The 7290-nt window shown below is 62.5% G+C and carries 11 protein-coding genes; 3 read left to right on the forward strand and 8 right to left on the reverse strand.

What is annotated here, in order from left to right:
- Nucleotides 1-2: 2 nt before the first annotated feature.
- The 6 genes from ccmI to NKI41_RS27390 all read right to left on the reverse strand — a co-directional run bounded on the left by ccmI (nt 3) and on the right by NKI41_RS27390 (nt 5230).
- Nucleotides 3-1139 (reverse strand): c-type cytochrome biogenesis protein CcmI, encoded by a 1137-nt coding sequence (gene ccmI, locus NKI41_RS27365; protein ID WP_352685910.1) that lies wholly within the window; start codon nt 1137-1139, stop codon nt 3-5.
- 276 nt (nt 1140-1415) lie between these two features.
- A complete protein-coding gene (locus NKI41_RS27370; RefSeq protein ID WP_352471010.1) occupies nt 1416-1850 on the reverse strand; it encodes an RT0821/Lpp0805 family surface protein in 435 nt (144 codons plus the stop codon).
- A gap of 121 nt (nt 1851-1971) precedes the next feature.
- Nucleotides 1972-3399 carry an ATP-binding protein gene (locus NKI41_RS27375; protein WP_352471109.1) on the reverse strand — a complete coding sequence of 476 codons (1428 nt, stop codon included), beginning with the start codon at nt 3397-3399 and terminating at the stop codon, nt 1972-1974.
- Between the two features lie 10 nt (nt 3400-3409).
- Nucleotides 3410-4075, reverse strand: a complete 666-nt coding sequence (locus NKI41_RS27380; protein WP_023718390.1) for a response regulator transcription factor — start codon at nt 4073-4075, stop codon at nt 3410-3412.
- Between the two features lie 64 nt (nt 4076-4139).
- A complete protein-coding gene (locus NKI41_RS27385) occupies nt 4140-4439 on the reverse strand; it encodes a hypothetical protein (RefSeq protein WP_352471009.1) in 300 nt (99 codons plus the stop codon).
- 380 nt (nt 4440-4819) lie between these two features.
- A complete protein-coding gene (locus NKI41_RS27390) occupies nt 4820-5230 on the reverse strand; it encodes a DUF3168 domain-containing protein (protein ID WP_352471008.1) in 411 nt (136 codons plus the stop codon).
- A gap of 276 nt (nt 5231-5506) precedes the next feature.
- Between NKI41_RS27390 and NKI41_RS27395 the strand changes: the two genes are divergently transcribed.
- Nucleotides 5507-5722 carry a hypothetical protein gene (locus NKI41_RS27395; RefSeq protein WP_352471007.1) on the forward strand — a complete coding sequence of 72 codons (216 nt, stop codon included), beginning with the start codon at nt 5507-5509 and terminating at the stop codon, nt 5720-5722.
- Nucleotides 5723-5765: 43 nt separating this feature from the next.
- Nucleotides 5766-5957 (forward strand): hypothetical protein, encoded by a 192-nt coding sequence (locus NKI41_RS27400; protein ID WP_352471006.1) that lies wholly within the window; start codon nt 5766-5768, stop codon nt 5955-5957.
- A 30-nt stretch (nt 5958-5987) separates the two neighbouring features.
- Here NKI41_RS27400 and NKI41_RS27405 read toward each other — a convergent pair whose 3' ends face one another.
- Together NKI41_RS27405 and NKI41_RS27410 are read right to left on the reverse strand one after the other, a co-directional pair.
- Nucleotides 5988-6254 (reverse strand): DUF1488 family protein, encoded by a 267-nt coding sequence (locus tag NKI41_RS27405; RefSeq protein ID WP_254819951.1) that lies wholly within the window; start codon nt 6252-6254, stop codon nt 5988-5990.
- Nucleotides 6251-6523, reverse strand: coding sequence for a hypothetical protein (locus tag NKI41_RS27410; protein WP_352471005.1), 273 nt, complete (start codon nt 6521-6523; stop codon nt 6251-6253). The genes NKI41_RS27405 and NKI41_RS27410 overlap by 4 nt, the downstream gene beginning before the upstream one ends.
- A gap of 242 nt (nt 6524-6765) precedes the next feature.
- On the opposite strand from NKI41_RS27410, the gene NKI41_RS27415 reads away from it, so the two are divergent.
- Nucleotides 6766-7104, forward strand: coding sequence for a co-chaperone GroES (locus tag NKI41_RS27415; protein ID WP_352685912.1), 339 nt, complete (start codon nt 6766-6768; stop codon nt 7102-7104).
- Nucleotides 7105-7290 lie beyond the last annotated feature (186 nt).

The following is a 7290-nucleotide window of genomic DNA, read 5'->3' on the forward strand; positions in this document are numbered from 1 at the left end:
GTCTACTCCGTCGCCGTCACGCCAAGCGAGGCGGCAAAGGCGGTGAATTTCCTGGCCTGGTCACTGTCCGCGCCAAAGACGGCGATACCGCGATTGAGCGCGTCACGCGCCTGATCTGTCTTGCCCAGCACGGCATAGGAACGAACGAGCTGCATCCACCCTTCCTCGTCGCGCGGATTTTGCCGAAGCCTTTCGTCGAGGCCGGCAACCATGGTGCTGATCATGGCTTGCCGGTCCTGCGGCGACATCGAGGAGGCAGCATCGATATCCTCGGCGCTCGGCCCTTTCGCGGGCGCCTCAGAAGCGACGCTGCGGGCGGCGGATTCGGCCAGCGCCTGCTCGACGGCGCCGCGCCACGGCGAGCTCTGCGGCAAGGCGGCAAGCATCTTTTGCCAGGCCGCCGTGGCTTCAGCTATGCGGCCTTCCTGTGCCATGCCCATGGCGAGATAGAACGCGGCCTTCGGATTGGCCGGATCGAGCTTCAACGCCGCCTCGAAAGCCGCCTGCGCTTCGGCGGAGACAATGCCGCCGGCCGCATTGGCGATCGCCTCGCCAAGACCCGCCTGGCGGGCGGCGCTGTCGCCGTCGAGGCGGATGGCGTTGCGATAGGCGGTCACCGCATCGGCGTATCGCTGCATGCGCAGATAGACCGGCGCCAGCACGTCCCAGCCGCGGCCATCGGATGGGTTGGCCGCCAGGTGCGCCTCGGCGCGGGCTATCAGCTCGTCGACCGAGCTGTCGGCGGGGTTCTTGGCCAGGCGTTCGCTGAGCGGCTGCGACGGCAGGTCGGGTGAGCCGAGCTGGCCATAGAGGCCCCAGCTGACCAGCGGAACCAGCAGCACGGCCGCCGTCGCCACCAGCCTTGTCGACCGCGACGGCTGCGTCGCCGTCTCGTCGGCGTGGCCGGCATTGCTCAGGCGAAGGATGCGGCGGGCGATTTCGGCGCGTGCCTCTTCGGCCTCCATTGGCCGGATCAGGCCGCGCGCCATATCGCGGTCAAGCTCGGCCAGCTGGTCGCGATAGACTTCAAGGTCGTGATCGCCGGCAGCGGACGCGTTCTTCGATCCGCCGGCCAACGGCAGCAGCACCGCCAAGCTTGCGCCCAGCGTCAGGAGTGCGGCTATGACCCAAAACAGCATGGCTCTTCCAATAGAACGAGACCCTTGCCCTGCCAACACAAGCGTGCTGCGACGCTTTGGCGGGGCCGCTCCGATCGATAATGCATGTCGCGCAAAAGTGTGCAGCGGTTTTGCGATAACGACCATGCATCAAAACAAGAACCTATAGCGCGTCGCATGACGACGGTCGAACGCGACGCGCTTTAGTGCCGGATCGGTATCGGCGGATCGACGGCCGGGCGTCTTTGTTGCGCAATTCCGGACGGAAAACCGTTTCACACTTTTCCTGGAATTGCTCTACGTCAGCGGCGTCCAGCTGCCGTCGGCATTACGGCAGGCGGTTCCGCGCGCGGTGGCGCCGGCGGTGCCGGTAAACACCGTATGGGTGTATTGCCGGCAGTCCTGCGAGCCGACGCGATAGGGCTGGGCGGCGACCACTTCGCCGCGATGGGCCGAACTGTCGCTCTTCCAAGCCACTTTCTGGCCGCTCGCCGTGTATTCAAGCGCCTTGTATTCCGCCTCGAGCGCGCTGCGCTTCTCGGTCTCGCTCAGGCCGGCGCCGATAGAGCCGCCGACGAGGCCGCCGCCCATGGCGGAGATGATCGTCGTCGCCACCTTGGCCCCGCTGGGGGGCGTCAAGGCCGGCGTCACCGTAACGGCCGGGCCCTTGCCGAGCGTCGTGCAGCCGGAGACGGCGAGCAGGGCGGAAACGAGCGCGACGCGAATCTTCATGCCAATACCGGCTTTCTTGAGCTGGACCGCCGCGCTGTCAGCAGCTGGCGCGGCCATAATGTCGATGTTTGTCGGAAATTTGGCCGCAGCCAGCCACCTGGAAAAGCAATCTGGAAAAGCATTACTGAAGGCTCCGCAATCGAACCATCGCCTTCAATCCACCCATGATGGATCGTTCCAGCGCCAGAGAGCCTCCATACTCGTTGACAAGGTCGGCGACAATGGCAAGTCCGAGCCCGCTGCCCGGTTTTGTCTCGTCGAGCCGCCGGCCGCGCTGCAACACCTCGCGCGCCTTGTCGTCGGGAATGCCGGGGCCGTCATCCTCGATGCTGATCTCGAACAGGTTGGCTGCGCCTTCCGTGCCAGCGCCACCTTTGCTGGAGATTGGCTTGACCGAAACGGCGACCGCGCTCCTTGCCCATTTCATCGCATTGTCGAGCAGATTGCCGAGCAGCTCCTCCAGGTCCTCGCGTTCGCCGGCAAAGACGATGTCGGTGGCCGGCAGCGACAGCGACAGCGCCGTCTGCGGGTTGAGCTTTTGCAGCACCCGAACCATGCGCTGGACCAGCGGCGCCACCGGCGTACGGTAGACGACGCTGTCGCGCTGCGCGGCGACGCGGGCACGTTGCAGATAATGGTCCACTTGCTTTTGCATGGAAGCGGCCTGCTCGGCGATCAGCTGGCCCTTGGCGCCACCCAGCGCCCGTCCCTCGTTGAGCAGCACGGCAAGCGGCGTCTTCAGCGAGTGCGCGAGGTTGCCGACCTGCGTGCGCGACCGCTCGACGATACGCCTGTTGTTCTCGATCAGCGCATTGGTCTCGTTGGCGAGCGGCTCGATCTCGGCCGGGAAACGGCCATCTAGGCGCTGCGCGGTTCCTTCGCGCACCATGGCAAGCGCATTCCTGACCCGGCGCAGCGGCTGCAGGCCGAGCAGGATGGCAATCGCATTGATGGCGATCATGCCGACGCCGAACAGCGACAGATAGGTCAAAAGGCGCCGCTGGAAGGTGGCGATTTCCTGCTCGAGCTCGGTCTGGTTGCCCATGACGCGGAAGCGCGCGGCGCGGTTTTTCGCATCGAGCACGAACTCGCTCTCGAACACCTCCAACTGCTCGCCTTCGATGCCGTCCGCTGAATAGCTGCGCTGGAAGCTGGCATTGAAGGGCACCTCGGCAACGCTTGGCGACGGGATCGCCTTGGTCATCGACGACGAATGGAGATCGCCGTGCACGCCTTCCGAGGCAGGCTCGACCGACCAGTACCAGCCGGAATTCGGTTCCGAGAACCTCAAATCACCAAGGTCGGGGGCGCCGGTCAATTGGCCGCTTTCAGAAACGCCGACCGAGCCGATCAGGTTGAACAGATGCGCCGAAAGCAGGCTGTCGAAACCGCGCTCGCTGGCCTGGCGATAGAGCGTGGTGATCAAGGTGAAGATGACGACCAGAGTGAGGATCGCCCAGACCGTGGAAAAGGCGATGACGCGAAACGCCACCGAACGCGGCCATGACCGCAGCGACGGCGTGTTCGAGACGGCGGGTTTTGTAGGCAGCGGTTCCGCGTTACGCCTCCGGCTTACGCATGCGGTAGCCCATGCCGCGAACAGTTTCGATCATGTCGATGCCCATCTTCTTGCGAAGCCGTCCGACAAAGACCTCGATCGTGTTGGAATCGCGGTCGAAATCCTGGTCGTAGAGATGCTCGACCAGCTCGGTCCGGGACACCACCTCGCCCATGTGGTGCATCAAATAGGCAAGCAAGCGAAATTCGTGCGAGGTCAGCTTCAGCGGCACGCCGTCGACGTCGGCCTTGGAGGCCTTGGTGTCGAGGCGGAGCGGCCCGCAGGTCAGTTCGGACGAAGCGTGCCCGGCAGCACGCCGGATCAAGGCCCGCACCCTGGCCAGGATTTCCTCGATGTGGAAGGGTTTGGTGACGTAGTCGTCGGCGCCGGCGTCGATGCCGGCAACCTTGTCGCTCCAGCGGTCGCGTGCCGTCAGGATCAGCACCGGCATCTTGCGGCCGCCGCGCCGCCATCGCTCGACCACGCTGATGCCGTCCATCTGCGGCAGGCCGATGTCGAGCACCACGGCATCGTAGGGCTCGGTGTCGCCGAGAAAGTGCCCTTCCTCGCCGTCGAAAGCGCGGTCGACGACATAGCCGGCATCGACCAGCGCGTCGCCGATCTGCCGGTTGAGATCCTTGTCATCTTCGACGACGAGTACGCGCATGCGGAAGGCCTGTTGAAGCTGTTCAGATATAGGCCGATTCCGGCAGTCTGGGAAACGGCACGGTTCAGTTCAGCGGAACGACGATCTCCGAGCGACGCGGACGCTGCCCTTCCTTGCCCGGAACCAGCACGACGATGACGCAGACGGGCTGGCCGCCGCGTGTCGACTGCGAGGCCTTGGCCAAGGTGCCGCCATTCTGCTCGGCCACCTGCTGGCCGATCGCATAGCAGTCGGAGGCGGCGAGGACGACCGGTTGGGGCTGCTCGGGCACGACAACGGGGATCGCCATCGCCTGCGACGCAAGCAGACCGGCGGCTGACAGCGCCAGTGCCGCGGTCCGGAAGTGGGAGCGAAGGGTTTTCATGGTCAGCGTTCTAACGCGCCGGTGCTGAACGTGATATGAACGGTGAACGCTCGAATGCATGCCCGCCACACCCCTGAAGCGCGAGATTACCGGATTGCCATTTCGCCGCCCATCCCGCGAAATTGCCAAGTTTAACCTAGCCCTCCGATCCTTCGCCGACAACCGGGCATCGTTTGGCAGTGAAAGGCAATCGCTTCAGGTTTGCCCCGACTTCGATAATCGATCCGGCAACCGAAGGCAGATTCAGGCGAACCGACCGGAAATAAAAACCCGCCTCTGCGGCGGGTCGCTGGCGCCATCAGCACCATAGGCGAATTAGTAGCATAGCTGCCGGCACAAAGCAAGAACAAAATTGCCGGATTGTAAAAAATGCCCGGTGGTCAGCCCTCGTCCTTGATCACGGCGCGGAAGCGCAGCAGCCCGTGATGGGCCGAAAGGTCCTCGTCGTAGCGGGCTTCGGCGAATTCGAGCTTGAGGTAGGCGCGGCGATGTTCGCCGAGCGAGAGAGCCGTATCGCGCAGGCGGGTGCTAACAAGGTCCATGATGTCATTGGTTTCCTTGCTGGCCTCTGATTTCGACCAGACATGCAACGTCAGCAACTGTTCTGCGTCGTTCTCCATTCCCGTTGCCCAATCGTAGACGCTGGTGCGGCCGAAGGTCATGTGGGGGAACGCAACATTTTCCGGCGCACGGTCGAACAATCGTGCGTCGCCCAGTGCCGCCGATAAATCGGGATCGTCATTCACTGCCTCGAATATGGCCTTCTGCAATTCGACGGCCGGCGCGGTCATCGTCTTTCCCTTCGTCCGTCGCGTCGACCTCCCGGCTGCGTAGCTGCGTTGCATGAAGGCATCCCGCCAAAGCGCGAATCAGCGCGTCTCATGCGGATTATGAACCTTCATGATCTCGGCAATAAGCCCTGCTCCTGGAATGCGCGACGCCCCGGCCGTCCGCGCCACGGACCCTTGAGGGTGATGCCAACCTGCGCGAAGTCATTTGGCATGCAGGAGTTCGAAAAAAGGATGCTATGACGATGTCTGGTTTCCAGACATTCGAGGTCGTTTTTCGTGCGCGAGCCGTCGCTGCTGCCTGTCTTCGGAAAGCTTGGGGCCAAGGCGCCGCCGGTCGCGATTGCGGCGTCGACCATGTCGATGACCGTCAAGAGTCTGGTCAACCACACTCGGGAGGTGCTCTCGGCGTACGGTAGCCTGGCCCTGAAGCTGTCCGTCGTTTTGTGGACGGTGCTTGTCGTGGCGGCAGTATTCTTCATCGCCCAGGCCTGATCGAGCGACATTCATTGATTGGGCGGAAACGAAAGGACCCAAGATGGCAAAGCGCTACGCGCTCCGTATGGAACATCCTCACAGCTGGACCGTCTTCGACGTCTTCACCGGCCAGCCGGCCGAGCTCAAGCAGCAACTCACGGCCAGTTTGAACACGCGCGATGCGGACGCGATGGTCGACCGGCTGAACGGTCGCGACGTCAAGCGGCGAGCGAAGGCGGACCGGAAGCCCTGACAAAGCGTCTTGTGGACGGATCGCGACGGACTAGCGAAAATCGGCCGCAGTCAGCACATATATGCTCCTGCGGGTGCGGGCATAGGCATTCCTGGCGACATCGTGGATCGAGTTGGAAGCCGTGTCGAAGGCTGCCAGGTAGGTAGCTTCTGAGGCCGCCGTTCCCGGCTGCATCTTGGAGATGGCATCGGTTGCGACAGAGAAGGAAATCTGGAACATCCCGTCATGGCCGACGAAGCGGATGCGTTTGCTTGCCTCGTCGTAGCTGCGGCTGGGATTGGGAAATGTCAGGCTCATGATTTCGCCTCCGTCGATGCAGATACGGCCTTCTTGACTGCCCGTGACGCCCGCTTCTTCTTTGGTGCGACCGGATTCAGAGCTTCCGCCGCGCGGTCCGCCTCTTCCTTGGCCAGTCGCAATTCCCTCAGCCTTGCCGTTTTGATGCTCCTCGCCTTGGCTTCCGAGAGATATTCGGCAGTTGCTTTGTTCCGCTCCGCCGTCTTCTTTTGATTTTCCATGAAGCGGGCCTGAGCTTTTTCCATGATGTTCTGATTGCCTTCGGCCATCGGTAAAATCTCCCTTGCAGCGAAAGTCGTGAATGTGAATTCACCATAAAATAGGTGTTCAAAGATAGAAATTCAATTTCATTAATATTCGGCAAGGCCCGAACACCAGGGGATAACCAGGCAAGATAATACGTTCAATATTTCATGTGCCCTATGAATATTTTTTGGCGCTCCTATCAATCGAGTGCCAGGGCGCCTATAGAGAGGGGCGGCCGCCTAAGCTGGCCCCAGAAAGAGTCCCCATGAAATTCCGGCCACTCCACGATCGCGTCGTCATTCGGCGCGCCGAAAGCGACACCAAATCCAAGGGCGGCATCATCATCCCCGACAATGCCAAAGAAAAACCGCAGGAAGGCGAAGTGATCGCTGTCGGGCCGGGCGCGCGGGACGAAAGCGGCGCGCTTGTTCCGCTCGACGTCAAGGCCGGCGACCTGATCCTGTTCGGCAAATGGTCGGGCACCGAGGTCAAGATCTACGGCGAGGACCTTCTGATCATGAAGGAGGCCGACATCATGGGCGTCATCGAAAAAAGCGAGACGGGCATCATCGACAAGACCGTGGCTGCCAAGAAGGCCGCCTGATTGGAAGGCCGCGCGCCCTCCCGCGCGCGCGCAAAGGACGCTCCGAGCTTTGATTCAGGCGCTGCAAGCGCCTTGCCACGACAACCGAACTGGAAAAGATCATGTCTGCCAAGGAAATCAAATTCTCCACCGACGCGCGCGACCGCATGCTGCGCGGCGTCGAAATCCTCAACAACGCCGTCAAGG

The organism is Mesorhizobium sp. M0601, from assembly GCF_040320845.1.
Lineage (GTDB): Bacteria > Pseudomonadota > Alphaproteobacteria > Rhizobiales > Rhizobiaceae > Mesorhizobium.

Coding starts and splice junctions, on each gene's coding strand:
- ccmI (WP_352685910.1), bottom strand. CDS start 1,139: ATGCTGTTTTGGGTCATAGCCGCACTCCTGACGCTGGGCGCAAGCTTG.
- NKI41_RS27370 (WP_352471010.1), bottom strand. CDS start 1,850: ATGAAGATTCGCGTCGCGCTCGTTTCCGCCCTGCTCGCCGTCTCCGGC.
- NKI41_RS27380 (WP_023718390.1), bottom strand. CDS start 4,075: ATGCGCGTACTCGTCGTCGAAGATGACAAGGATCTCAACCGGCAGATC.
- NKI41_RS27385 (WP_352471009.1), bottom strand. CDS start 4,439: ATGAAAACCCTTCGCTCCCACTTCCGGACCGCGGCACTGGCGCTGTCA.
- NKI41_RS27390 (WP_352471008.1), bottom strand. CDS start 5,230: ATGACCGCGCCGGCCGTCGAATTGCAGAAGGCCATATTCGAGGCAGTG.
- NKI41_RS27400 (WP_352471006.1), top strand. CDS start 5,766: ATGGCAAAGCGCTACGCGCTCCGTATGGAACATCCTCACAGCTGGACC.
- NKI41_RS27405 (WP_254819951.1), bottom strand. CDS start 6,254: ATGAGCCTGACATTTCCCAATCCCAGCCGCAGCTACGACGAGGCAAGC.
- NKI41_RS27410 (WP_352471005.1), bottom strand. CDS start 6,523: ATGGCCGAAGGCAATCAGAACATCATGGAAAAAGCTCAGGCCCGCTTC.
- NKI41_RS27415 (WP_352685912.1), top strand. CDS start 6,766: ATGAAATTCCGGCCACTCCACGATCGCGTCGTCATTCGGCGCGCCGAA.